The organism is Bacillus sp. ILBB4 (assembly GCF_035064545.1).
Taxonomy (GTDB): Bacteria; Bacillota; Bacilli; order Bacillales; family Bacillaceae_H; genus Priestia.
This window is the reverse complement of sequence record NZ_JAIQVD010000002.1, coordinates 972,074-996,315: the sequence shown is the minus strand read 5'-3', so window position 1 is coordinate 996,315 and position 24,242 is coordinate 972,074. Positions and strand designations below refer to the sequence as shown.

Genomic DNA, 24,242 nt, shown 5'->3' with positions numbered 1-24,242 from the left:
TAAAATTTTTTTGAGTTTTTTTGTTGATTTAAGAATTTTTTTTTCATATAATTTAAGTAATAAAAAAATGAAATCGTTTTCTAAAATAATTAATGTAAACGATTTCGATAATTGGAACTTATTTTTTAAAAAATTCACAGGATGTAGAGCTTTTTTGCTACATAGAGAAAGCGTTTACTTAAAGGGAAGGTGGAAAGCAAGATGGATGCATACTTATTAGCTATTACAGTTGCCGCAATTGTTATTGTTATTGTAGGTGTTTCAGTTTTTAAATGGCATGCGTTTATTAGTTTAACGGTTGCGAGTTTGTTTTTGGCAATTGCTTCTGGGTTATCAATGGATAAAATTGTTGGCGCTTACGAAACGGGAGTGGGCGGTGTTTTAGGCCATTTAGTAGGAATTTTAGCGCTGGGAACAATTTTAGGTAAGCTGATGGCCGATTCAGGTGCCGGCATGCAGGTAGCGGATTATTTCGTAAGAATATTCGGTGTGAAAAGACTGCCATGGGCGATGCTAGTAGCAGGTTTCATTATTGGTATTCCTGTTTTCTTCGAAGTAGGAATTTTAATTCTACTGCCTTTAGTTATTTCCATTCATAAAACAACAAAACAAAATATATTATTGATTGCTCTGCCGGTTATTGCGGGATTATCAATTGTTCACGGTCTCGTTCCTCCTCATCCAGGAGCGATGGCAGCTATTAGTATTTACGGAGCAAATACGGGGAAAGTGCTTTTATATGCATTAATCATTTCAATTCCAGCTGCAGTTATCGCTGGACCAGTTTTTGCAAAATGGGTTCACAAACGAGTGATTCCAGAAGGAGAACCTGATCTAATTCGTATTACGACAACATCAAAAGATCTTCCTGGTACAGGCGTTTCATTCTTTGTCATTTTACTGCCCGTTCTATTAATGATCTTAGCAGCTATAGCACCTGTTATTAACGGATTGCCAAGCGGCGTAGTGAAGTTTGTAGAATTAATAGGAAGTCCATTAATTGCACTTTTAATTGCTTGTTTTGCAGCGTTTTACCTGCTTGGAAAACGTCAAGGCATGACCAAAGATGTGATTAAAAAACTAACGGAAGAATGTTTGCTTCCTGTAGGATCCATTGTCTTAATTATTGGTGCAGGGGGTGGCTTCAAACAAGTATTAATCGATAGCGGAGTAGGTACAACGATTGGTCAAATGTCTGAACATCTATCTCTATCACCACTTGTGCTTGCATTTTTAATTGCTGGATTAATCCGTATTGCTACAGGTTCAGCAACAGTTGCATTAACAACAGCGGCTGGTATTGTCTCACCAATCATTGAGCACATGTCCGGTGTTAACTTAGAACTGCTTGTTATCGTTACGGGGGCGGGTTCACTAATGTTCTCTCACGTTAATGATGCTGGCTTCTGGATGGTGAAGGAGTATTTAGGATTAACAGTGAAAGAAACGTTCAAAACATGGACCGTTCTGGAAACGCTTCTATCCTTTATTGCTTTTGCAGGAGCACTTATTCTAAATGCATTAATTTAAAAATAAGACTCTTTTACTCTATGTAAAAGAGTCTTATTTTTTTATGAAAGAAAAGAATTTACAAGAAAAATAATCAAAATATTTTATTTATTCGTTAAATTATGGCAAAATAGAAATAGAAGAATAATAGCTTCTAAGAAGGGAATGACAGAGAGTGAGTAATCAACTAGTATTTTTCACAAACTTTTCAGAAGGAAAATTAGATTCAGACGTTTCTTGGTATTGTCCACCAGCTCAATTTCAAATTGACACAGAAACGAATCGATTAGTGATTAAAACAGACGCTAAAACGGATTTTTGGCAGCGTACTCATTATGGCTTTGAAGCGGACAATGGACACTTTCTTTACCGTGAAGTAGAAGGCGACTTTGAAATCATGACAAAGGTGCATACATATCCAGTTAATCGCTACGATCAAGCAGGTCTCATGATTCGTGTATCAAAAGATACGTGGATCAAAACGTCAGTTGAATACAATCCCGATGGTCCTAACCAATTAGGAGCAGTCGTAACCAACCAGGGTTTCTCAGATTGGTCCAGTCAAAATTTTACTCAAAACAAATCAGCGCTTTATTTTAAAATTCAGCGCAAAAACGATGATTACACCGTTTGTTATTCAAGTGATGGAGATTCTTGGACTCAGCTCCGACTCGCTCACTTATTGAACTCAGCCAAAGAACCTGTTCAAGTTGGTATTTATGCCTGTAGTCCTCAAGGAGCAGGGTATGAAGCCCAATTTGATTTTATAAAAGTAGAAAAAATGTAAATAAAAACCACGATTTAGCCACAGCTAAATCGTGGTTTTTATTTAGAAAGCGCATTATCTAAAGGCTGTGTGGCAGAAGCGGATGTCGGTTGATTGTGTAAAGCAATTTTTTGCTTGAAGTAGCTGATGACAAAACCTGTAATTGCAATGGATATAACAGAGAAAATTCCTTTTGAAAGTCCAATTGAATACATGCTCGACAGCACGACAAGGAAATCAAATGAAAAATTCACTTTTCCAGGATCCCAGCCGAATTTTCGCTGTGCGAATAACGCTAGAATATTAGCACCGCCGAGAGAAGCTCCGTTCATAAATAAAATGGATAAGCCAAGGCCGGCAATTAGTCCGCCCGTAACAGCACCCATCAGGCTGGGAAGTGTAAAAGAAGGAAGCAAGTGATCGAGTGAAGTGAGAAGCGATAGCAAAGACACTGATCCTATAGTTGTGGCGGTAAATTTCCATCCCATTTGAAAGAAGGAAAAGAGATAAAAAGGAATATTAATGAGAAAAAAGATCACCGCAAACGATAAGGGAAGGGCATATGACAAGCTAAGAGACAGACCAGCTGTTCCCCCCGTCACTACGTGAGAGTGCCGCAAGATAAGAACACCAATACTTGCAATCGTACATCCAAGAATAATCCATAAAACTTTTTTCATAAATAAACCCCTTTGTTTGTCTTTTCGGAATTTTCATTTTCAATCATCTACTTTAATGATAGGATATTAAATAAAGAAAACACATGTATAAATGAAGGAAATAATACTTGTTCTGTTATCAACTTGAATAAAGATTTTATTTATTATATTCATTTTGAAAGGAAAGGTTTGTATGGATCAAATCGATGCACAACTATTGTCTATTTTGCAAAGGGACGGACGTATGACGATTAGTGATTTATCAAAAAAGCTGGCTCTTAGCCGTCCAAGCGTATCAGAAAGACTTCAGCGTCTTCAGGAACGAGGAGTGATCCAGCGTTTTAGCGCTACGGTGTCTCCAAAAGCTTTAGGAAGAGATACACAGCTGTTTATTCAAGTAAGCGAATTAAAAAGAAAACCGGAGGAATTTGAAGACTTTATTGAGCAAAATGAAGACGTGCTTGAATGTCATCGCGTAACTGGACCGGTTTCTTACTTTATCAAAGCAGCCGTGTCTGGAATGGATGGACTTAGAATGCTAGTGGATGAACTGATTCCTTATGGAAATGTGAATACCTCAATTATTTTAAAGTCGCCTGTAGAAAACAGGATGATTACTCCTGTACAAAAACCGGCCCCATAAGAGGCCGGTTTTTCGTGTAAGGAGATATTAATAAAATCCTTTAATAATATAAAAATGATTTTGTAAAATATCAGGTATTTCTTCTTCTGAAACGTTCCTTTTCGTCTTTTTTTCTCCATCTGTTACAGTTAGCGTTTCACCAGAGAGGGTAATGCGCCCTATAGGGGTTGCGATCGTAACAAGACGTTTGTGTACAAACGGAGAATCGGCTGACGTTTGATTGAACTCACACATGGGAGTAAAGTCAGTCAGTTTCTTAGGAAGCGTAGACACACGGTACAGCGTTTTCCATACATCATCTTCCCATCGCTGCAAATCATACATATGCTCAGCAACGTTTGTCATACGATAAGAGCCGCTTACATCTCTTACTACTTCGCCATTTAGAGGCATTGGTTTGCGCACAGAATCTCCGAATCCAACGTCTACGATGTAAGATTGATTTTCAACCATCACAAGGTTTGTAGCGTGACTTCCTTCAATGGTCCACGTGCCGTCTGGTTTTTTGACGGTAGCTGAAACGTAAGAGACTTCATATCCGCTTTCTTTTAACAGCCAGCCAAATAGACCGTTTAATTCGTAGCAAAATCCTCCACGCAAATTTACAATTACTTTTTGAAAAATTCGTTCTAAATCAATTATAATAGGGGTTTGAGACAAAACATCTAAGTTCTCAAAAGGAACATGAAGCATGTGTTTGTTCTGTAAAGCAGCTAAGCTTTCATACGTTGGGCTATCCGGTTTCTTAGCTAAAAACCGACTAAAATAATAATTAATATTCATCAAATGCACCTCTTAGTAAATCATTTCTCTCTGTCTTTAGCAGAACGTTCATGGAACAGCGCTTTTTCGAGTGTCTCTTTGGAAGCGAATCCTTGAAATACACGGCTGCCAATTTTTAAAGTTGGGACTTTCGTTACATAAGTATCTTCATACGCATGAACTAAGCTATCTTTATGAACTTGTTCGAACGTCCGGTCTTTTAAGATACGTGTAAATATTTCTTGATCTAAATGCAAGGAATCAGCGATTTCTGCTAAGACTTCAATCTGGCTAATATCTTTTTCCTCTTCCCAATAAGCTTTAAAAACAGCATCTACATAGGCAATTTCTTGACCATGTTTTTTAGCAAAATGAAAGCCTTCATGTGCTAAATGAGTGCGCGGGACTGGAGGCATGTCCGGCATATTTATTTCTACGTGCAGCTGTTGTGCTAAGGGAGCTATCGATTGATTCCAAGGTCTCTCTAAAAAATCTTCTATTTGCTCCATCTGCTGGGCTGGCTCAGGACAAAGTTCAAAAGGCTTCCATTCAATCTCAGCTTTTTGTTCTTTAATGACTTCTCTTAAAGGCTTAGTGGCTAGAAAACATAGTGGACAGACAAAATCAAAATAAAATTCAATATGCGCTTTCATCCCGTCACGCTCCTTTATGGCATGTTTTTATTTTATCAAAAGTAAAGACGATCCTTCCAACTTGGGAACTGTGGAAAAATAGTTGACAAAATTGGATAACTCTTTCTATAATAAAGTCAATACATATCACGAGCGATTAGTTCAGTGGGAGAATACATCCTTGACAGGGATGGGGTCGGGGGTTCGAATCCCTCATCGCTCATACCAAAGCCGTTTTCTTATTAATAAGAGAGCGGCTTTTCTCTTTTGTTTGACAAATCAATGCTATATTAAATCTTGAGCGCGTATAGAAGAATTAAAGTATAATGAAACATAGTGCATCAGGTCATGATAAAGATAATCACTAATTTAAAATAAATGAGGGTACAAAATGAATCAAAGAAGTTTTAGTCAATATGGTCTTAGTGACAAGGTAGCTAAGGCGCTTTCTAGCCTGCAATACAATCATCCCACGGAAGTACAAAGCAAGGTGCTTCCCATCGCGCTAGAAGAAAGAGATGTGGTCGTGAAGTCTCAAACAGGAAGTGGAAAAACGGCTTCCTTTGGTATTCCACTGTGTGAATTAGTTAATTGGGAAGAAAATAAGCCCCAGGCCTTAGTGTTAACACCGACACGAGAGCTGGCTGCACAGGTAAAAGAAGATATTACTAATATCGGCCGTTTTAAGCGAATTAAAGCAGCAGCTGTCTACGGAAAATCACCATTTGCCAAGCAAAAAGTAGAGTTAAAGCAAAAAACACATATTGTTGTAGGTACGCCTGGACGAGTGCTTGATCATATAGAAAAAGAAACGCTTGCATTAGAGAAAATTCGTTATTTGGTTATTGATGAAGCAGATGAAATGCTAAATATGGGTTTTATTGACCAAGTAGAAGCAATTATTCAACATCTTCCTAGTGAGCGTGTAACGATGCTTTTCTCCGCTACGCTTCCTGAAGATATTGAAGAGCTTTCTCGCAAGTATATGAAAAAGCCGGTTGATGTTGAAATCAAAGCAAATGGATTAACGACAAGTACGATTGACCATTCTGTTATATCAGTAGAAAACGAATATAAATTTGAACTGCTAAAAGACGTAACCACAGTAGAAAACCCTGACAGCTGCATCATTTTTTGCCGCACGCAAGAGCAGGTAAATACGCTGTTAGATGATTTAGATGATTTTGGGTATCCTTGTGATAAAATTCACGGGGCAATGGTGCAAGAAGACCGTTTTGAGGTTATGAATGATTTCAAAAAAGGTAAATTCCGCTATTTAGTGGCGACAGATGTAGCTGCGAGAGGAATTGATATTGATAATATCACACACGTTATTAACTACGATCTTCCGTTAGAAAAAGAAAGCTACGTTCACCGTACAGGAAGAACGGGACGTGCCGGTAAAAAAGGGAAGGCTATCACATTTGTAACGCCTTATGAAAAGAGAATGCTATCGGAAATTGAGGAATATATCGGCTTTTCAATTCCAACATCTACTCCTCCTTCTAAAGAAGAAGTACAGCAGGCAGCATCCGCTTTTACTGAAAAAATTAATGAGCGTCCAGAAGTTAAAAAAGATAAAAGCGAGTCATTAAATAAAGACATTATGAAGCTGTATTTTAACGGAGGAAAGAAAAAGAAAATTCGAGCGGTCGATTTTGTAGGAACAATTGCGAAATTAGACGGAGTAACCGCGGACGATATTGGAATTATTACGATTCAAGAAAATGTCTCTTATGTGGAGATTCTGAATGGAAAAGGTACCAAAGTGTTACAAGCAATGAAGAACAAGACAATTAAAGGAAAGAAATTAAAAGTTCATAAAGCGATTAAATAGCAGAGGGAAGTCCATCTTTTTAAAGATGGGCTTTATTTATACAGCCAATAAAGGAGTTGAGAGTATGAAGTACATAAAAGAAGCGTGTGTAGAAGGGTATGAGCAGGCAAAAAAAGCAGAGAAGCTAGGAGCAGACCGCATTGAATTATGTGACAATCTCAGTCAAGGAGGCACTACGCCAAGTTACGGCACCATTCAATATGCAAGCGAACATCTTGATACAGATATCAACGTGATTATTCGCCCAAGAAGCGGTGATTTTATATATTCCGAAGCAGAATTTCAAATTATGAAAAAAGACGTTAAAGCATGTAAAGACCTTGGAGTAAACGGAGTAGTATTTGGCATTTTAACAGAAGAAGCTGAAATCGATTACGGACGCACTAAAGAGTTAATAGCAGAAGCTCATCCTTTAAGCGTTACGTTTCATATGGCATTTGATGAGATTAAAGATAAATACAAAGCCATTGATATACTTAGTGAATTGGGAGCAGACCGTATTTTGACCAAAGGAGGGAAAGGATCTGCTTTGCAAAATCTGCATATGATCCGAGAATTGATCACATATGCTAATGAACGTATTATTATTTTGCCCGGCGGAGGAATTCATGAAGGCAACGCAGAGCGGGTTATGAAAGAAACAAAAGCAGCTGAATTACACGGAACAAAAATTGTAGGAGATTTATCTCCTTAAATAAAAAGAGGCTGGGACAAAAGCATTTTAGTCCAAGTGAAAAACGAACCATTAATCAATATGTTTGATTCGTGGTTCGTTTTTTTTGATGGTGAATATAGTTTCATCTGTTTCGTTCCTTCTAGCAGGTGATTGGAGGGCAAGGCGAAGACTCCTGCGGGCTCAGCGGCCGCCCGCGGAAAGCGAAGCCTTGCACGGAAATCAATTGCGGTGTAATAAGCAGTCCAGCTCATCTATCTCATTTGTTCATCTTTAGGTTGGATTCATTTAGTTATGTCTCAACCTCTTTTATTTTGATGTATTTTCTTTTGTTGCTAAGCCGCTCGTCACTTTTGTACGCTGAAAGAAAAAAGAACCTACGACGAGTACAGCAATTAAAAGAGTTAAGAAGAACTGAGAACGTAATGAATCAATAAATGCCATGGCAATAAAAATACTAGTGATGGCAAGGATTGTAGCGTAAGTTAAGTAAGGAAATAACCACATTTTAATTTTTAATGCTTCAGGATTTTCTTTTTCATATTTTTTTCTCATTTTAATCTGTGAAAATGCAATAACAAGATATACAAGAAGCGCTACGCCGCCTGATGCATTCACTAAAAACAAAAAGATTTTGTCCGGTGAAATGTAGTTAAAGATAACGCTAATGTACGAGATAACTGTACATGCTAATATCGCACTAACTGGCACGCCTTTTTTATTTAATTTTGAAAAACTTTTTGGCGCATCGCCGTTTTGAGACATGGAAAACAGCATGCGAGAACTTGTATACAGACCAGAATTCAGACAGGAAAGAACGGCTGTTAAAATAATAAAGTTCATAATTTGAGCTGCGGCCGGTACATTTACTAATTCAAGAATAGATACAAATGGGCTTTTCATTAGGCTTGACGAATTCCACGGAAGAACCGTTACTAAAATAAAAATAGAGCCTAAATAGAAAAACAAAATGCGATAAATAACGGTATTGGTGGCGATGGTAATGGCTTTTTCAGGCTGAGACGATTCACCTGCTGCGGTTGCGACAATTTCTGTTCCCATAAAGGAGAACATGACAAGGGCAATTCCTAAAAATACAGAGCTAATTCCATTCGGTAAAAAGCCGCCTTTGTGCAAAAGGTTGGAAGTGCCGGGAGAATCAATTCCTGGAATGAATCCACAAATAATAGCTATACCTAAAAGTAAAAAAAGAACGATACTGACGACTTTAATGAGGGAAAACCAATATTCAAATTCTCCGAAAGATTTAACAGAGTACAGATTGGTCATCGTTAATAAAAAAGTAAGAGCCAGGCTTACTCCCCAAGACGGCAAAGACGGGAACCAGTATTGAATAATATTTGCACCTGCAATAGCTTCAACAGCAATAACGATAACCCAGAAAAACCAGTAGAGCCAGCCAATCGTGTAGCCTGCCCAAGGGCCTAATGCCTCTTTTGCATAAGTGGAAAAAGAACCGCTGGAAGGATTTGCAGTAGACATTTCTCCAAGCATCCGCATAACTAAAATAACGAGCAAGCCGGCAAATGCGTACGAAAAAATAGAGCCCGGTCCAGCGGTGTTAATAAGTGATCCGCTTCCGATAAACAATCCAGCCCCAATAATTCCTCCAAGAGAAATCATGGTGATGTGCCTGATCTTTAACTCTTTTTTTAACTGTGGCTGTGTATCGCTGTTCAATCGTAAAACCCCCTAATGTAATCTGAATTTTTAGTTGATATGGAGAATTATAGTATGTTGTCAGGCACAAGGACAGGATATTGTTAGAAGTTCTTTCATATAAAACACCGGATATGAATTGTTGCATTCATATCCGGCTTACTCTGACACAGACATTCATTATGCGTATAAAGTACCTGATTAGCGTCTTTTTTCTTTACTATGATAAGAAATCTAGATGAATGTCTTATGAATGTTAGCTGAAAATCAGCTGAATGATCGTTTTAGATATTTTAATCGAAAGAGGTATAAATCCAAGTAAAGGATACTGCAGAATAAGTTTCAAACTCTCTGCAAAGCGCTAAATGCGGGTTTCCCTTTCTGAAAACGGGTATATATAGTAGTAAGAAGTTTATTCTTTTGCTAAGTATAAAAGAAAGATGTGCTATAGAAACAGGAGGTTATAAATAATGAAACATGTTGAAGTAGTAGAAAACAGAGCGAATATTAACGAAGCAGTTAATCAATTTGCAGATAAAGGTTTTGAGAAAAATGAAGTATACGTGTTTACCTATGACAAGGAAAATTCTAAAAATTTAACAGAAGTAACGGACACAAATATTATTCGACTGTCTGAAGAAGGTCCTTTACATTCAGCAGCGAGTTTATTTTTAACAAGAGAAGATGAGCTTCGAACAAAAATGGCTTCACTAGGCTTATCAAAAGACGAAACAAAAAAATATGAAGAAGAGTTAAAGAAAGGCAGTGCGATTGTAGTGGCTGCTACAGGAGAAAGAAAAGACGTTTAATTTTGATAGATAGGTGCTGGTGCATCTATCTTTTTTGTTGTTTTTTCCAATATATGATTGATAAAACTAATAGCATTAGTTAAAATAAAAACTAATACCATTAGTTTTTATTTTGATAATAGGGGATGAGGAAATGAGAATAGTTCGTGAGAAAATGTTGTATCAACTAACGTTTTTGCCTCGCTTTTTTCCAGTGAATTGTTATTTAGTAGAAGAGAAAGACAGTCTTACATTAATTGATGCAGCTCTTCCTTACAGCGCGTCAGGTATTTTGAAAGCTGCAGATCAAATTGGAAAACCGATTACTCGAATTGTTTTTACACATACTCATGAAGATCACATCGGAGCGATTGATAATTTGAAGAAAAGTTTGCCGAATGCTTCTGTTTATATGTCGCAAAGAGATTATCGATTATTTTCAGGAGATTTCACACTCGATTCTGAAGAACCTCAAAACCCAATCCGTGGAGGAATACCAAAACTAGGAAAGATTTTAACTGAAATTGATCATTTCATCGAAGAAGAGTCTTATATAGGCTCACTTGCTCCTATTTTTACACCCGGACATACACCCGGGTCTATGTCTTTTTTGGACCAGAGAACGAACGCATTAATTGCCGGAGATTCTTTCCAAGTGCGAGGAGGAATTGCGGTATCAGGTCAGTTAAAACCGCTGTTTCCGTTTCCTGCCTTTGGAACGTGGAGCAAGGAGCTAGCCCTTAAAAGTGCAGAAAAGCTGCATGAACTAAACCCGTCACTTCTTGCTGTTGGACACGGAAGAATTCTTTCTCAGCCGCTAAAATTGATGGAAAAAGCAATACAACAAGCAAAAGTAAAAATAGAAAAAAGGAGATGAAGGGATGTCGCCACGACAAGGACTAGATTTCAAAAAGGTGATTCAAACAGGTGGAAATTTGGCCAATCGTGAAGGATTTTATGCTGTTACAATTGCTTCATTGGCCAAAGAACTAAATGTTCGTCCACCGTCTTTATATAACCATATAAAAGGATTAGAAGAGCTGCGAAAAGAACTGGCTTTAAGTGGCCTGCAGCAGCTATATCATCTTTTAAAAAGTGCTGTTGAGCACGCTTCTAGAGAGGAAGCTGTTTATCAGCTAAGTAAAGCATACGTTTCATTTGTAAGGGAATCTCCGGGACTATATGAAGCAACGGCAACGGTAGCACCAAGGATACAAGATGAAGAAGTACAAAAAGCATCTGATAACATTGTGCTTTTAGTGCTGGATGTGTTGAAACCGTATCATCTTCCAGAAGATGAAGCCCTTCATGCTGTTAGAAGTCTTCGCAGCATTTTACATGGATTTGCTTCTTTGGAGCAAAAAGGGGGATTTGGAATGCCTTTAAGCACTGATGAGACCCTGGACTTTTTAATTCGTACGTTTGTATTGGGGCTACATCGGTATGAAGAGACCACATAAATTCTATTAATGCTACTAAGCCTAACGCTTTAGTTAAAATTGAAAAAAAAGAGAAAGAATGATAGATTACAAATAAAGACATTTATTCCTATTGTTTTAGGGTTGTTACTGATGAAGCAGGCAAAACCTAAGCTGCAAGGACAGAAAAGGTAGTTTCTGTTTGTTGCTGTTTAGGTATTTTTTGTTTTTGTTTAAAATAACCGGCCCTTTTAATTTGTTTTATAAGGGGGGAAATCTTCTGAGAATGGAGAGAAGCAAACATGCTTAATTCAAGAATGATCGTCATATTAAGAGAACTAATGTCCGTACAGTCTACATTATCAACCGTTACGAGCGAATATTTGGCAACAGTAAATCAAGTATCTTCTCGAACTATTCGAACGGATATAAAACAGCTAGATGACATTTTGTCTCAGTACGGGGCTAAAATTAAATCAGCTCGAGGGACAGGATATGAACTTAGCGTTTTAGATGAAAAACAGTTTCATCAGCTATTAAAAGAACTTTCAGCTAATCAATTATTTGATACAGCGTCTATTCCAACCGTTCCTGATGACCGCGTGCATTATTTGATCAAAAGATTGCTGCTAGCAGACGGATATTTGAAGCTCGAAGATTTAGCAGACGAGTTGTATATTAGCAAGTCAACGGTTCAAAACGATTTAAGAGATGTTAAAAAACAGCTGTGTAAGTATGATATCCTTTTAGAAAAACGTCCTAACTATGGCTTGAAAGCTAAAGGGGACGAAATGAAAATGAGATTTTGTATGTCTGAGTACATATTCAACCGAAAAGATAAAGAAGTAGATATGGTACACAATGAAATATCTATCCTGCCCCAAGAATCAATCTTAACGATTAAAGCCCACATTTTAAATCAAATAAAAAGATACAATATTATGGTTTCAGACATTGGATTAAACAATTTAATCATTCATTTAGCTATAGCTTGTAAGCGAATACAAGAAGAAAATTTTATCTCTTTGTATTCAGAAGACCTGCTTGAGATTATGGAGCACAAAGAATATGAAGTAGCAGCTGAAATTGTACGAGAAATTGAAAAGGCATTCAAGGTTCGTTTTCCGAAGTCAGAAACAGCGTATATCGCCATTCATTTGTTAGGGACAAAAATGCTCAATAATGGCAATCATGAAGAAAAAGAAGTGAAGCAGTTTATTGATACAAATATTTATGAATTAACAGCGGCTATATTAGAAGCAATTGAAAAGGAGCTTCATTTAGAAATTAGTGAAGATTCAGAGCTGATCCTTGGTATGAGCTTGCATTTGAAACCGGCTATCAACCGCTATAAATATGGAATGAATCTACGAAACCCAATGCTTGAAGGGATTAAGAGCCATTACCCTCTGGCTTTTGAAGCTGGAATTATAGCTGGAAAGGTACTAAAAAATCGCCTTGAAATCGACATGCATGAAACAGAAATTGGCTATTTAGCTTTACATATTGGAGGTGCCATTGAACGTCGGAAAATTATCAATCAGCCTAAGCGCTGTTTGATTGTATGCGCATCGGGAGTAGGGAGTGCCAAGCTATTATCATATAAGCTGCAGGCTACGTTTGGATTAAATCTGACTATTTTAGGAACAACGCAGTATTATAAGCTTCACCAAATGTCACTGCATTCTTTAGATTTTATTGTTAGTACCATTCCAATTCCAGATCATCTTCCGGTTCCTGTAGTAGAAGTAAGTACCATTCTAGGAAACAGTGATTTTAAAAAAATTGAATGTTTAATGAAGAACAAACCGCAGCCTTCGTTAGAATACACGAAAAAAGAATTAGTATATTTACAGCAAGAATTTCAAACAAGAGAAGAAGTGCTTCATTTTTTAGGAGAGAAATTAACTCATCTAGGACTAGCTTCTTCTCAATTTATAGAATCCGTTTTTGAAAGAGAAGCAGCATCACCAACAAGTTTTGGAAATCTCGTTGCCATTCCTCATCCTATGGTTCCTCAAACGGATACGACGTTTTGGGCCATTTGCACGTTGAAAAAACCGATTATGTGGGAAGGAAATCTTGTACAATTTATTTGCCTTTTAAGTGTGAAAGCGAATAATCAAGGCGATTTGCAAAAAATGTACAGTTTATTAGTTCAAGTTGTAGATGATAAGCAGGTCGTGCAGCGTTTAGTAAAGTGTAAGGAATATGAGGAGTTTATAGAGGTATTTATGAAAAATATCAGATAAAAAAAGAAGTCCAAGAGAGGGACTTCTTTTTTTATCTGAATGTTCAAATATAATTTTTCCGTTAGTAGCGGAAAAAGGTTGTGTATAAATGTAAGCGCTTTTATTTTAAGATAAAACTATCAACAAAACAGATAGCAAAATAAAAAAGCGGGGGAATGACAGATGAATATTCTATTATGTTGTGCAGCTGGAATGTCTACAAGTTTACTAGTAACAAAAATGGAAAAAAGCGCTCAGGAGCAAAGCACGGAGTATAAAATTTGGGCGGTCCCTGGTGACTCTGTTCGCAACCATATTGATCAAGCGGATGTTCTTTTATTAGGACCTCAAGTGCGCTACTTGCTGCCGCAGCTTAAAAAGCTAGGTGAAGAAAAAGGAGTACCAGTTGACGTTATTAATCCTGTTCACTACGGGACGTGCAATGGAGAACAAGTGTTAAAATTTGCGGTTCAACTAGTTTCAAAATAGGAGCGTGAACTACATGAGCAAATTTAATAGTATGCTTGAAAACAAAGTAATGCCTATCGCCGGAAAAATGGCGGGTCAACGCCATTTACAAGCACTTCGAGACGGTATTGTTCTGACAATGCCGCTCATTATTATCGGTTCAGTATTTTTAATTTTATCCAATCTACCGATACCAGGTTACAACGACTTTATGGCAGGAATTTTCGGAAAAGAATGGGCAACAAAAATGGCCTATCCAGTTGGAGCTACATTCGATATTATGGCGCTGCTTGCTTGTTTCGGAATAGCTTATCGGTTAGCTGAAAAATATGGGGTGGATGCTTTGTCCGCAGGGGCAATTTCACTTGCTGCTTTTTTACTTGCTACTCCGTATAAAGTGTCCTTTCTTCCAAGTGGAGCCAAAGAAGCTATTTTAGTAGACGGCGGAATTCCAACTGCTTTAATGGGCAGTAAAGGGCTCTTTGTAGCCATGATTGTCGCGATTCTCTCTACAGAAATTTACAGATGGTTTATTCAAAAAGATATTGTCATCAAGATGCCTGATGGAGTTCCTCCTGCTGTTGGAAAATCGTTTGCTGCTCTTATTCCTGGCTTTACGGTAATAGCATTTATTTGGATTTTACGTTTGTTAGTAGAACAAACGCATTTTGGAAGTCTGCATAATATCGTTGGAGAATTGCTTGGAAAGCCTTTAGGTGTGCTAGGCGGCAGTTTAGGCGGTACGCTAGTTGCCGAACTTGTTATTATGCTCATGTGGTCTTGTGGACTTCATGGAGCGAATATTGTCGGTGGAATTATGGCCCCCATTTGGTATGGAGCTATGGATGAAAACCGAATTGCATTTGCTAATCATGAAGCATTACCCAATATTTTTACACAGCAGTTCTTTGATATTTGGATCAATATCGGAGGCAGCGGAGCAACGTTAGCTCTAGTTGTAGCTATGATTTTAAAAGCACGCAGTCAACAAATGAAGCAGCTTGGTAAGTTAGGAATAGGACCAGCTCTTTTTAATATCAATGAGCCGATCATCTTTGGACTTCCGATGGTGATGAACCCAATGATGCTTATTCCGTTTATTATTACCCCTCTTGTGACGGTAGTAGCAACCTATATTGCGATGTCGACAGGACTGGTAGCAAAACCAGCGGGTATTGCGGTTCCTTGGACCATGCCTCCGATTATTTCTGGCTATTTGGCAACAGGAGGAAAGTTATCGGGCGCAGTTATGCAAGCTATTAATATCGGAATCTCTGTTTGCATTTATTATCCTTTCTTTAGAATGTGGGATAAACAAAAATTCACTGAAGAAAATGGTATACAGCCTGCCGCTGAAGGGGTACAAAGTGATACAAAGAAAGATATTGTGTGAGGAGGGATAAAGGATGGAAAGCATTCAAGAATATATTTTTAAATTAATCTTACACGGTGGAAACGGCAGAAGTTCAGCCATGGAAGCGATAGCAGCTGCCAAAAGCGGAAATTTTTCAGAAGCACGTGAAAAGCTTACACAAGCTGCAGAAGAATTAAATGCTGCTCATCATATCCAAACGTCGTTAATTCAAGGTGAAATTAGAGGGGAAAGCACAGAAATATCTCTGCTCATGATTCATGCTCAAGATCATTTAATGAATGCGATGACGGTAAAAGAAATGGCTACTGAATTTGTAGATTTATATGAAGCAATCAAAATTTCTGGGGGGATTACACTATGACAAAAGGTATTAAGATTGTAACGATTGGCGGAGGTTCAAGCTATACGCCTGAACTAATAGAAGGATTTATTAAACGATACGATGAACTTCCAGTTCGAGAACTGTGGCTAGTAGACGTTGAAGAAGGAAAAGAAAAGCTAGAGATTGTTGGTAATTTAGCGAAACGAATGGTGAAAAAATCAGGTTTGCCAATTAATGTTCATTTAACGTTAGATCGAAGAGAAGCACTAAAAGATGCGGATTTCGTAACGACTCAATTTCGCGTTGGTTTGTTAGATGCACGAGCGAAAGATGAAAGAATACCGCTAAAATACGGGGTGCTTGGTCAAGAAACAAATGGACCGGGTGGATTATTTAAAGGACTTCGCACGATTCCCGTTATTTTAGATATCTGCCGTGACATTGAAGAGTTATGTCCAGAAGCTTGGCTGATTAACTTCACAAATCCTGCAGGCATGGTAACAGAAGCTGTGCTCCGCTATAGTAACATTAAAAAGATTGTAGGACTTTGTAATGTACCAATCGGAATGGAAATGGGGATTGCTAAGCTGCTTGATGTAGATCACTCTCGCATTCGAATTGATTTTGCTGGTTTAAATCACATGGTCTATGGATTAGATGTATATGTAGATGGTGTAAGCGTTAAAGATCAAGTTATTGATTTATTGAGTGATCCAACTAACAGCAGCTTTGTGAAAAATGTAGCGGGACTTGGATGGGAGCCAGAATTTACAAAAGCCCTAAATGCGTTAACGTGTCCATATCACATGTACTATTATAAAACGCGTGAAATGGTAGAAAAAGAGCTTGTTAATTATGAAAAAGGTGAAACGAGAGCAGAAGTCGTAAAACAGTTGGAAAAAGAGCTGTTCGAACTGTATAAAGATCCTAATCTAGACATTAAACCGCCTCAATTAGAACAGCGCGGCGGAGCCTATTATAGTGATGCAGCCGTTCGATTGATTACATCCATTTACACAGATAAAGGCGATATTCAGCCTGTAAATACTATCAATAATGGTGCCATAGCAAGCATTCCTGCTGATTCTGCCGTAGAAGTAAGCTGTATCATTACAAAAGATGGACCGAAGCCAATTTCAGTCGGCGACCTTCCTGTACCTGTGCGAGGTCTTGTTCAAACAATTAAGTCATTTGAGCGGATTGCAGCTGAAGCAGCAGTGACCGGAAATTATGATAAAGCTATTTTAGCATTAACCATTAATCCTCTTGTGGCTTCTGATAAGCTAGCTAAGCAAATTGTCGATGAGATGTTAGAAGCTCATAAAGATTACTTGCCTCAATTTTTTAAACCTGTTCAAGCTTAAAGTCAAGCTGTTCGAATACAGTACGTATTCGAACAGCTTTTTTTCTATTTGTAAAGCTAGATTTCTGCCACCATCAATGTAACAATATAAAATAGAAACGGACAGCAAAGGGTGGCTAGAAATGATTCATTTATTAATTATGATGGTAGAACGAGTCGGAGTTATTGTCATCTTAGGTTTTTTGCTGGCACATACAAAAGTTTTTCGGCAATTTCTCCGCAAACAGCAAGGGTATAAAGGAAAAGCTGTACTTATTTTTATTTTTTCTCTTTTTAGCATTATTAGTAACTACACGGGAATTGAAATTCAAGGAACAATTATTCGAAATGAAGACTTATTATTAAAAGTAGATCCATCAAGCTCGATTGCAAATACACGAATTATGGGTGTGGAAATGGGCGGTCTGCTTGGCGGTCCATTTGTTGGTTTAGGAGTAGGAATACTTGCTGGCGTTCATCGTTTTATGTTAGGAGGGAGTACGGCATTTAGCTGTGCAGTTTCATCCGTTTTGGCAGGTGTGTTAACTGGATATATCGGCTATGCCTACCGGAAAAAACATCGAACGATTACACCGCGCTTTGCTGCACTTGTAGGCATAGCGATGGAAACGCTTCAGATGCTGATTATTTTATTATTTGCTAAACCGTTTGATTCGGCATGGACGCTAGTGAGTATTATTGCTATTCCAATGATTATTGTAAATGGCACGGGAAGCTATATTTTCTTATCTATTATTCAGTCCATTTTACGGCAAGAGGAACAAATGAGAGCGCTTCAGACACACAAAGTATTATTAATCGCGGATCAAACTCTTCCACATTTTCGTCAGGGTCTTACTAGTGAATCATGTGAAAATGTTGCAAATATTATTCATCGCTTCACAGGTACGGATGCTGTTTCGCTAACTGATACGCACAAAATTTTAGCTCATGTAGGGGAAGGAATTGATCATCACGTTCCTTCGCATAGTTTAATTACCGGGCTGTCTCACGAAGTGCTGGAGACAGGAAAAATTATGAAAGCAAAATCGAGAGAACAAATTGATTGTCAGCATAAAGACTGCCCGCTTCATGCCGCTATTGTGATGCCGCTTACTTCTCACGGTACTACCATTGGAACACTAAAAATGTACTTTAAAGATGCGAGCGGGTTAAGCCGGGTGGAGGAAGAGCTGGCAGAAGGATTGGCTAAACTTTTTTCAACTCAGCTAGAGCTCGGCGAAGCAGAGCTTCGAAGTAAATTGCTAAAAGATGCGGAGATTAAAGCTTTACAGGCACAGGTGAATCCTCACTTTTTATTTAATGCCATTAATACGATATCGGCGCTGTGCAGACAGGACGTAGAAAAAGCCAGAAAGCTGCTTTTGCAGTTAAGCATTTATTTTCGTTCCAATTTGCAAGGTGCAAGGCAGCTGTTGATTCCGTTATCAAAAGAGCTTGATCATGTCCACGCGTACTTATCGCTTGAACAAGCCAGGTTCCCTAATAAATACGAAATTGACATGTATATTGAAGAAGGGCTAGATGATGTCTTGCTTCCGCCATTTATTCTTCAAGTACTTGTGGAAAATGCCATTCGGCACGCGTTTCCGCGTAAACAAAAGCACTGTCGCGTAGAAGTTTATATTGAGACAAAAGATAAATATGTATACGTAAAGGTAAAAGACAATGGACAAGGTATAGACACAAAACGATTGCAAATGCTTGGCAATCAGCCCGTTTTTTCAGAAAAAGGAACGGGGACGGCTCTTTACAATATTAAACAACGTTTGCATGGATTGTTTGGAAAAGAAACAACACTGGAGTTTGACGTAACAGAAGGAACAGCGGTTTCGTTTGTTATACCAATTGAATTAAAAAGCGAGGGTATGTAATATGCTGCGAGTACTAATAGTAGATGATGAAATGTTAGCGCGAGATGAATTAAAATATTTATTACATCGAACGAAAGAAGTAGACTTCATTGAAGAAGCTGAAAGTATCGAAGAGGCGTTGGATAAAATGATGGATGAAAAGCCGGATTTATTATTTTTAGATATACAATTGTCAGATGACAGCGGTTTTGATATTGCTAAAAGGCTTAAAAAAATGAAAAATCCGCCAGCTATTATATTTGCAACCGCGTACGATCAGTACGCTTTACAAGCCTTTGAAGTAGATGCAATTGATTACATTTTGAAGCCTTTTGATGAAGAAAGAGTGATGCAGGCTATTCATAAATATAAAAAAATGCGTGTTCCTCATCCCGGTGTGAAAGAAGAAGAATCGATAGGAGAGTCTTCTTCTCAAACTGGAAAGTTAGCGATTTCTGTAGATGATTCGATTGTGTTGGTGAATATAAAGGACATCTTGTTTGTAGGATTAATAGAAGGAGAAGTCACCATTCAGACCATAACAGAATCCTACCATACTGCTGATACGCTTGCTATGCTAGAAAAAAAGCTCCCTTCTCAGTCGTTTAGTCGTGTGCACAGGGGGTATATCGTCAACGTAAATCATATTTCCGAAGTACAGCCTTGGTTTAATTCTACGTATAATTTAGTAATGAAAAACGATGAGCGAGTTCCTGTCAGCCGTACATATGCTAAAGAATTGAAGAAACGTTTAGGAATTTAAGGAAAAAGCAGCTTGCGTATGCATTTTGGCAAGCTGTTTTTTGCATTTCAAGGCTCGATTTTTGTAAGTGAGCACAAATATTTGACTCTTTAATTTGAAAACGCTTTCTTATTGATTTTCATTTTATATAATGAAGTCAACAAACAGAGAGAGGTGAAAGAAATGAGTGCTAAAAAAGTGTATGGCTTTTTAACACAAGCATTTATTTTTTCCGTAATTATGTTGATTTCAGATTTTATTGCAGAGCATTTGCCTTTTCCAATGCCTGCTTCAGTCATTGGACTTGTGCTGTTATTTCTTGCACTCTGCTTGAAGATGATTAAACTAGAGCAAGTTGAATCACTGGGAACGGCTTTAACTTCTTTGATCGGATTTTTATTTGTACCAGCAGGTATTTCTGTTATGAATTCATTAGGTGTTATGCAGCAGTACGGCATTCAAATTTGTTTAGTTATCATCGTGGCAACGATTATTTTGTTAGGTGTTACAGGCTTATTTTCACAGCTTATACTTGGTATGACAAAAGATAATAAAGCAAAAGAAGAAATAAAAGATGCAGATATGAGTGAAAAAACGAAAAAACAAGGTATTGCTTAACATCAATTATAAAGAGACAAGGTGGTTGGAAAGATGAATCCGTATTTTGGAATCGTGGTTTCTTTAGCTGCGTACGGCATTGGAACGTATTTATTTAAAAAGTCAAAAGGTTTTTTCTTATTTACGCCTTTATTTGTGGCAATGGTACTCGGAATTGCTTTTTTGAAAATTGGTCATTTTTCTTATGAGGAATATAGCAGCGGCGGGAAGATTATCAGCTTCTTTTTAGAACCGGCAACAATTGCTTTTGCCATCCCTTTATATAAGCAAGCCGATAAATTAAAAAAGTACTGGTGGCAAATTCTTTCTTCTATTGCGGTAGGGTCAGTTTGTTCGGTAGCGATTATTTTTGCGATTGCTAAAGGTATTCATATGGATGAAGTTGTGATGAAATCAATGCTTCCACAAGCAGCTACAACAGCGATTGCGCTGCCATTGTCTCAAGATATTGGAGGGATTCCTGCTATTACTTCCTTTGCCGTTATTTTTAATGCAGTCATCGTATATGCGCTGGGCGCTTTATTTTTAAAAGTATTCAAGGTGAAAAATCCAATTTCAAAAGGATTAGCTCTTGGAACTTCTGGACATGCGTTAGGGGTAGCCGTAGGGATTGAAATGGGAGAAGTAGAGGCAGCCATGGCAAGTATTGCAGTTGTTATTGTAGGCGTCGTCACAGTTGCCGTTATTCCACTTTTTGTTCAGCTAGTCATGTAACAAAAGCCTGAAGGAGTCAGAGATTTTCTGACTCCTTCAGGCTTTTGTTTGTTAATTAATACACCACTCCAAAATGTCGTGATGCGCAGTTTTGACAGGTTGTATGGTCAAAAAGACTCTCAGGAATGATAAATTCAAAACAAAATTGACATTGTTTGAATTGACTTTGTCTATAAAACATTGTCTCTAAGAAAATAGCTGTAATATGTTCGGTTATGTGCTTATGGGAACGTCGTTCTAAAGTGGACCATGGAATAGACTGATGCTCTATGTAAATCGGACAGGAAGTATAGGGTGTATCCCATTGAATGGCTTGATATCCAAACGTAAGGCCATGATGAGCTGCTGATGTAAATATGATTAGGTTTTGATGGAATTCTGGCAGAGGTAATTCTAGTTTTTGATCTTTAAGCGATCTCGTTTTGGAATGAAGGTTATACAATTTAATTTGAAAATGAATCCACTGAGTGGCGTGAACGGTTATTGACATGTTTTAAACCTCCAATTCAGACTCTTTCTTTTATCATAATTGATTTCAAAATAAATAAATAGTAGGCAAAAAGAAGATAACAAAATTTTATATAGATTACTTATAAGGCGTAGGGAAAGGTGATATAAGCATAGCATCCTTTTTTCTACCCCTTTTTAAAGTATATTAATCTTCTATATAAAAGCTTGCTTTCAACGAATGGTATCGGCGTATTCCTACGCTTTAAACAGATTTTAATGTTAGAAGTTATAACAAGGTTCATTTCTTTTAGAGAAGTTTATGAAATAATAAAAACTGTATATTTTACGGTCTGAATCTATGTGTTGGAGGTTTTTATATGACAAAACAAAAGCTGATATTAATCGGAAATGGAATGGCAGGAATGCGCTGTATTGAAGAAATTCTTATTCATTCTCCAGATTGTTTTGATATTACTGTTTTTGGAAGTGAGCCTCACGTTAACTATAACCGAATTTTATTATCAACCGTTTTACAAGGCAGTACAAAGCTTGAAGATATCAATATTCATTCTTTGGCATGGTATAAGGAAAATAATATCACTTTATTTAAAGGAGAAAGCGTTACGCACATAGACACCAAGAGAAAAATAATAAAAACAGATAAAAACAGAGAGACGATGTACGACAAGCTTATTCTTGCTACTGGCTCGAGCCCGTATATGCTCCCCGTTAAAGGGTCTGACAAAGAAGGTGTCCTCGGTTTTCGTACCATCGAAGACTGTCAGGAAATGATTAAAATTTCTAAACAGTATAAAAAAGCAGCGGTTATTGGAGGGGGTCTGTTAGGGCTGGAAGCTGCTAGGGGACTATTAAATTTGGGAATGGATGTTCAAGTCATTCATCATTCGGGTTTCTTAATGGAGCGACAGTTAGACAGAGCAGCATCTGCTATGTTAAGAGAAGAGTTAGAAAAGCAAGGCATGAGTTTTCTATTAAACAAACATACGGATGAGATTATAGGGGAAAATCGAGCAGAAGGCGTCCGATTTACCGATAGCAGCAAAATTGCAGCTGATTTAGTTGTAATGGCTACAGGAGTGAGGCCAAATGTTAATCTAGCTAAAAAAAGCGGAATAGAAACAAATAGAGCAATCATCGTAAATGATTATTTAGAAACGAGCATCCCGGATATCTATGCAGTAGGTGAATGCGCGGAACATCGAGGGATGACATACGGCCTTGTTGCTCCTCTTTACGAACAAGGAAAAGTCTTAGCGCGACACCTTTGCCAAATAAAAAACGATGGTTATCGCGGGTCCGTTCTTTCCACTCAATTAAAAATATCAGGAATAGACGTTTACTCAGTCGGAGAGTTCAAGGGAAATCAAGGTGCAAAAGCCATTACGATTTCGAATATGTTAGATGGTATATACAAAAAAGTCGTTTTTCGCGAAGGGAAAATAGTGGGAGCTGTTCTTTTTGGAGATACCAGTGAGGCTATAAAGCTATCACAAATGATTAATGAAAAAAAGGATTTGTCGCAAGCGGAAAAAGTACAATTATTTCCTTCTCAACATGAAAAAGAAAATGCAGTAACTTCTATGTCACTTACGGGTATCATATGCAACTGTAACAGTGTAACAAAGGGAGCCATTATTGAAGCAGTACAGAAAAATGATTTAACGACAGTAGATGAAATAAGAAATTGCACGAAAGCTTCTGGTTCATGTGGAGGATGCAAACCCCTTGTAACAGATCTTTTAACATATATTCAAAGCGATGAGTTTGATGAAATCATTGAACAAAAAACCTTTTGTACATGTACACATTTATCAGAAGATGAGCTGGTAAGAGAAATGCAGCAATATCAATTTGAGACGGTTCAGCAAGTAAGAGAAATATTAAAGTTTAAAGACATGAAAGGCTGTTCGTTATGTGAAGGCGGTCTTCATTACTATTTAGATATGATGAATCCTCATTATGAAAACAATCGACATTCTTTATTTACTACGGAGAATGAACAGGCCGTTTTTCTTCACGATGGGACTTATGCAGTGGTACCGCAAATTCACGGTGGTCTGACAAATGTACAGGAATTAAGGAACATAGCAAATGTAGCTGAAAGGTACAACATCTCTAATATTCGTTTAACAAGTGATCAGCGCATTCAACTTATTGGAGTGAAAAAAGAATATCTTCCGTTGATAAGTGAGGAAATAGATAGAGGACTTCAGCAGCTATATGAACGTACAGTTAAAAATGTATCTGTTTATATAGGAAAAGGAACGTGTATTTGTCAGTATGAACCTGCTCTTGCTTTATCAAATGAATTAGATAAACAGCTTGAATATGTAAAGACCCCATGTGATATCAAAATCAGTATTGCTTCGTGCTCTCACATTGCAGAGAATGTAACAACAAGTGATATAGGATTAAGAAGAATAGACAGAGGATGGGAAATATATGCCGGCGGAAGCAGCGCAGAAGCCAGAAGCGGGGAGCTGTTTTATGTGGCCGAAACAAACGAAGAAGCAGTAGAAATCAGCTGTTCTTTGATTCAATATTACCGTGAAACGGGGAACTATTTAGAAACTGTCGGGAGCTGGATCGAGCGAGTAGGAATTGTTCATGTCAGAGAAGTTTTGTTTGAGGTAGACAATCGAGAGTATTTAATGAAGCGGCTCAGCTCAGAACGCTCTCGTGCAATCACATATTTATTATAGGAAAGAAGGGTGACCT

The 24,242-nt window shown here is 37.7% G+C and carries 23 protein-coding genes and 1 tRNA gene; 19 read left to right on the top strand and 5 right to left on the bottom strand.

From position 1 onward, the window contains the following. The first annotated feature begins 201 nt into the window (after positions 1 to 201). Positions 202 to 1,530, top strand: a complete 1,329-nt coding sequence (locus LAV82_RS11145; protein WP_028407501.1) for a GntT/GntP/DsdX family permease — start codon at positions 202 to 204, stop codon at positions 1,528 to 1,530. 154 nt (positions 1,531 to 1,684) lie between these two features. Next, positions 1,685 to 2,296, top strand: coding sequence for a DUF1349 domain-containing protein (locus LAV82_RS11140; protein ID WP_013055465.1), 612 nt, complete (start codon positions 1,685 to 1,687; stop codon positions 2,294 to 2,296). A gap of 38 nt (positions 2,297 to 2,334) precedes the next feature. Here LAV82_RS11140 and LAV82_RS11135 read toward each other — a convergent pair whose 3' ends face one another. Next, positions 2,335 to 2,955 (bottom strand): YitT family protein, encoded by a 621-nt coding sequence (locus LAV82_RS11135; protein WP_029324789.1) that lies wholly within the window; start codon positions 2,953 to 2,955, stop codon positions 2,335 to 2,337. A 172-nt stretch (positions 2,956 to 3,127) separates the two neighbouring features. Here LAV82_RS11135 and LAV82_RS11130 point away from each other — a divergent pair, with 172 nt between their 5' ends. Further along, positions 3,128 to 3,577 carry an Lrp/AsnC family transcriptional regulator gene (locus LAV82_RS11130; RefSeq protein WP_013055467.1) on the top strand — a complete coding sequence of 150 codons (450 nt, stop codon included), beginning with the start codon at positions 3,128 to 3,130 and terminating at the stop codon, positions 3,575 to 3,577. 27 nt (positions 3,578 to 3,604) lie between these two features. On the opposite strand, the gene LAV82_RS11125 is transcribed toward LAV82_RS11130, so the two are convergent. Then, the gene (locus LAV82_RS11125) at positions 3,605 to 4,360 is read right to left on the bottom strand and encodes an arylamine N-acetyltransferase family protein (protein ID WP_013055468.1); all 756 of its coding nucleotides are present in this window, start codon (positions 4,358 to 4,360) and stop codon (positions 3,605 to 3,607) included. 20 nt (positions 4,361 to 4,380) lie between these two features. Further along, on the bottom strand, positions 4,381 to 4,992 hold the full coding sequence (locus LAV82_RS11120; RefSeq protein ID WP_499716087.1) for a DsbA family oxidoreductase: 612 nt from the start codon (positions 4,990 to 4,992) through the stop codon (positions 4,381 to 4,383). A 130-nt stretch (positions 4,993 to 5,122) separates the two neighbouring features. Here LAV82_RS11120 and LAV82_RS11115 point away from each other — a divergent pair. The 3 genes from LAV82_RS11115 to LAV82_RS11105 all read left to right on the top strand — a co-directional run bounded on the left by LAV82_RS11115 (position 5,123) and on the right by LAV82_RS11105 (position 7,502). After that, positions 5,123 to 5,194 (top strand) — tRNA-Val (locus LAV82_RS11115). A gap of 168 nt (positions 5,195 to 5,362) precedes the next feature. Continuing rightward, the gene (locus LAV82_RS11110; RefSeq protein WP_029324792.1) at positions 5,363 to 6,808 is read left to right on the top strand and encodes a DEAD/DEAH box helicase; all 1,446 of its coding nucleotides are present in this window, start codon (positions 5,363 to 5,365) and stop codon (positions 6,806 to 6,808) included. A 64-nt stretch (positions 6,809 to 6,872) separates the two neighbouring features. After that, positions 6,873 to 7,502, top strand: coding sequence for a copper homeostasis protein CutC (locus tag LAV82_RS11105; RefSeq protein WP_013055471.1), 630 nt, complete (start codon positions 6,873 to 6,875; stop codon positions 7,500 to 7,502). A 288-nt stretch (positions 7,503 to 7,790) separates the two neighbouring features. Here LAV82_RS11105 and LAV82_RS11100 read toward each other — a convergent pair whose 3' ends face one another. Continuing rightward, a complete protein-coding gene (locus LAV82_RS11100; protein ID WP_499716136.1) occupies positions 7,791 to 9,125 on the bottom strand; it encodes an amino acid permease in 1,335 nt (444 codons plus the stop codon). Positions 9,126 to 9,631: 506 nt separating this feature from the next. On the opposite strand from LAV82_RS11100, the gene LAV82_RS11095 reads away from it, so the two are divergent. From LAV82_RS11095 to lrgB, 12 genes are all read left to right on the top strand, one after another. Continuing rightward, positions 9,632 to 9,970, top strand: a complete 339-nt coding sequence (locus LAV82_RS11095; protein WP_499716086.1) for a YflT domain-containing protein — start codon at positions 9,632 to 9,634, stop codon at positions 9,968 to 9,970. Positions 9,971 to 10,103: 133 nt separating this feature from the next. After that, positions 10,104 to 10,826, top strand: a complete 723-nt coding sequence (locus tag LAV82_RS11090; protein WP_499716085.1) for an MBL fold metallo-hydrolase — start codon at positions 10,104 to 10,106, stop codon at positions 10,824 to 10,826. A 4-nt stretch (positions 10,827 to 10,830) separates the two neighbouring features. Then, on the top strand, positions 10,831 to 11,409 hold the full coding sequence (locus LAV82_RS11085; protein WP_211078341.1) for a TetR/AcrR family transcriptional regulator: 579 nt from the start codon (positions 10,831 to 10,833) through the stop codon (positions 11,407 to 11,409). Between the two features lie 260 nt (positions 11,410 to 11,669). Next, a complete protein-coding gene (locus tag LAV82_RS11080; RefSeq protein WP_499716084.1) occupies positions 11,670 to 13,619 on the top strand; it encodes a BglG family transcription antiterminator in 1,950 nt (649 codons plus the stop codon). Positions 13,620 to 13,781: 162 nt separating this feature from the next. Beyond that, positions 13,782 to 14,087, top strand: a complete 306-nt coding sequence (locus tag LAV82_RS11075) for a PTS sugar transporter subunit IIB (RefSeq protein ID WP_013055477.1) — start codon at positions 13,782 to 13,784, stop codon at positions 14,085 to 14,087. A gap of 13 nt (positions 14,088 to 14,100) precedes the next feature. Further along, positions 14,101 to 15,459: a PTS cellobiose transporter subunit IIC gene (celB, locus tag LAV82_RS11070; RefSeq protein WP_499716082.1), complete on the top strand. Its 1,359-nt coding sequence runs from the start codon at positions 14,101 to 14,103 to the stop codon at positions 15,457 to 15,459. Between the two features lie 13 nt (positions 15,460 to 15,472). Further along, positions 15,473 to 15,802: a PTS lactose/cellobiose transporter subunit IIA gene (locus tag LAV82_RS11065; RefSeq protein ID WP_013081807.1), complete on the top strand. Its 330-nt coding sequence runs from the start codon at positions 15,473 to 15,475 to the stop codon at positions 15,800 to 15,802. Further along, positions 15,799 to 17,127, top strand: coding sequence for a 6-phospho-beta-glucosidase (locus LAV82_RS11060; protein WP_499716081.1), 1,329 nt, complete (start codon positions 15,799 to 15,801; stop codon positions 17,125 to 17,127). Before LAV82_RS11065 ends, LAV82_RS11060 begins: the two co-directional genes overlap by 4 nt. 121 nt (positions 17,128 to 17,248) lie before the next feature. Next, positions 17,249 to 19,000, top strand: a complete 1,752-nt coding sequence (locus LAV82_RS11055; RefSeq protein WP_057274330.1) for a sensor histidine kinase — start codon at positions 17,249 to 17,251, stop codon at positions 18,998 to 19,000. Position 19,001: 1 nt separating this feature from the next. Next, positions 19,002 to 19,742: a LytR/AlgR family response regulator transcription factor gene (locus tag LAV82_RS11050; protein ID WP_499716080.1), complete on the top strand. Its 741-nt coding sequence runs from the start codon at positions 19,002 to 19,004 to the stop codon at positions 19,740 to 19,742. Between the two features lie 162 nt (positions 19,743 to 19,904). Then, positions 19,905 to 20,339 (top strand): antiholin-like murein hydrolase modulator LrgA, encoded by a 435-nt coding sequence (gene lrgA, locus LAV82_RS11045; RefSeq protein ID WP_499716079.1) that lies wholly within the window; start codon positions 19,905 to 19,907, stop codon positions 20,337 to 20,339. 33 nt (positions 20,340 to 20,372) lie between these two features. After that, a complete protein-coding gene (lrgB, locus tag LAV82_RS11040) occupies positions 20,373 to 21,053 on the top strand; it encodes an antiholin-like protein LrgB (RefSeq protein ID WP_013055484.1) in 681 nt (226 codons plus the stop codon). Between the two features lie 55 nt (positions 21,054 to 21,108). Here the strand turns inward: lrgB and LAV82_RS11035 are convergent, their stop codons facing one another. Further along, the gene (locus tag LAV82_RS11035; protein WP_025749838.1) at positions 21,109 to 21,543 is read right to left on the bottom strand and encodes a hypothetical protein; all 435 of its coding nucleotides are present in this window, start codon (positions 21,541 to 21,543) and stop codon (positions 21,109 to 21,111) included. Positions 21,544 to 21,880: 337 nt separating this feature from the next. Between LAV82_RS11035 and nirB the strand changes: the two genes are divergently transcribed. Further along, positions 21,881 to 24,226, top strand: coding sequence for a nitrite reductase large subunit NirB (gene nirB, locus LAV82_RS11030; RefSeq protein ID WP_499716078.1), 2,346 nt, complete (start codon positions 21,881 to 21,883; stop codon positions 24,224 to 24,226). Positions 24,227 to 24,242 lie beyond the last annotated feature (16 nt).

What these genes read in the sequence shown, in the direction of transcription:
- LAV82_RS11050 (WP_499716080.1), top strand. Translation starts at nt 19,002, where the DNA reads ATGCTGCGAGTACTAATAGTAGATGATGAAATGTTAGCGCGAGATGAA.
- lrgB (WP_013055484.1), top strand. Translation starts at nt 20,373, where the DNA reads ATGAATCCGTATTTTGGAATCGTGGTTTCTTTAGCTGCGTACGGCATT.
- lrgA (WP_499716079.1), top strand. Translation starts at nt 19,905, where the DNA reads ATGAGTGCTAAAAAAGTGTATGGCTTTTTAACACAAGCATTTATTTTT.
- LAV82_RS11055 (WP_057274330.1), top strand. Translation starts at nt 17,249, where the DNA reads ATGATTCATTTATTAATTATGATGGTAGAACGAGTCGGAGTTATTGTC.
- LAV82_RS11135 (WP_029324789.1), bottom strand. Translation starts at nt 2,955, where the DNA reads ATGAAAAAAGTTTTATGGATTATTCTTGGATGTACGATTGCAAGTATT.
- LAV82_RS11035 (WP_025749838.1), bottom strand. Translation starts at nt 21,543, where the DNA reads ATGTCAATAACCGTTCACGCCACTCAGTGGATTCATTTTCAAATTAAA.
- LAV82_RS11145 (WP_028407501.1), top strand. Translation starts at nt 202, where the DNA reads ATGGATGCATACTTATTAGCTATTACAGTTGCCGCAATTGTTATTGTT.
- LAV82_RS11080 (WP_499716084.1), top strand. Translation starts at nt 11,670, where the DNA reads ATGCTTAATTCAAGAATGATCGTCATATTAAGAGAACTAATGTCCGTA.
- LAV82_RS11105 (WP_013055471.1), top strand. Translation starts at nt 6,873, where the DNA reads ATGAAGTACATAAAAGAAGCGTGTGTAGAAGGGTATGAGCAGGCAAAA.
- LAV82_RS11095 (WP_499716086.1), top strand. Translation starts at nt 9,632, where the DNA reads ATGAAACATGTTGAAGTAGTAGAAAACAGAGCGAATATTAACGAAGCA.
- LAV82_RS11075 (WP_013055477.1), top strand. Translation starts at nt 13,782, where the DNA reads ATGAATATTCTATTATGTTGTGCAGCTGGAATGTCTACAAGTTTACTA.
- LAV82_RS11065 (WP_013081807.1), top strand. Translation starts at nt 15,473, where the DNA reads ATGGAAAGCATTCAAGAATATATTTTTAAATTAATCTTACACGGTGGA.
- LAV82_RS11120 (WP_499716087.1), bottom strand. Translation starts at nt 4,992, where the DNA reads ATGAAAGCGCATATTGAATTTTATTTTGATTTTGTCTGTCCACTATGT.
- LAV82_RS11125 (WP_013055468.1), bottom strand. Translation starts at nt 4,360, where the DNA reads ATGAATATTAATTATTATTTTAGTCGGTTTTTAGCTAAGAAACCGGAT.
- LAV82_RS11130 (WP_013055467.1), top strand. Translation starts at nt 3,128, where the DNA reads ATGGATCAAATCGATGCACAACTATTGTCTATTTTGCAAAGGGACGGA.
- LAV82_RS11060 (WP_499716081.1), top strand. Translation starts at nt 15,799, where the DNA reads ATGACAAAAGGTATTAAGATTGTAACGATTGGCGGAGGTTCAAGCTAT.
- LAV82_RS11090 (WP_499716085.1), top strand. Translation starts at nt 10,104, where the DNA reads ATGAGAATAGTTCGTGAGAAAATGTTGTATCAACTAACGTTTTTGCCT.
- celB (WP_499716082.1), top strand. Translation starts at nt 14,101, where the DNA reads ATGAGCAAATTTAATAGTATGCTTGAAAACAAAGTAATGCCTATCGCC.
- LAV82_RS11085 (WP_211078341.1), top strand. Translation starts at nt 10,831, where the DNA reads ATGTCGCCACGACAAGGACTAGATTTCAAAAAGGTGATTCAAACAGGT.
- nirB (WP_499716078.1), top strand. Translation starts at nt 21,881, where the DNA reads ATGACAAAACAAAAGCTGATATTAATCGGAAATGGAATGGCAGGAATG.
- LAV82_RS11110 (WP_029324792.1), top strand. Translation starts at nt 5,363, where the DNA reads ATGAATCAAAGAAGTTTTAGTCAATATGGTCTTAGTGACAAGGTAGCT.
- LAV82_RS11100 (WP_499716136.1), bottom strand. Translation starts at nt 9,125, where the DNA reads ATGATTTCTCTTGGAGGAATTATTGGGGCTGGATTGTTTATCGGAAGC.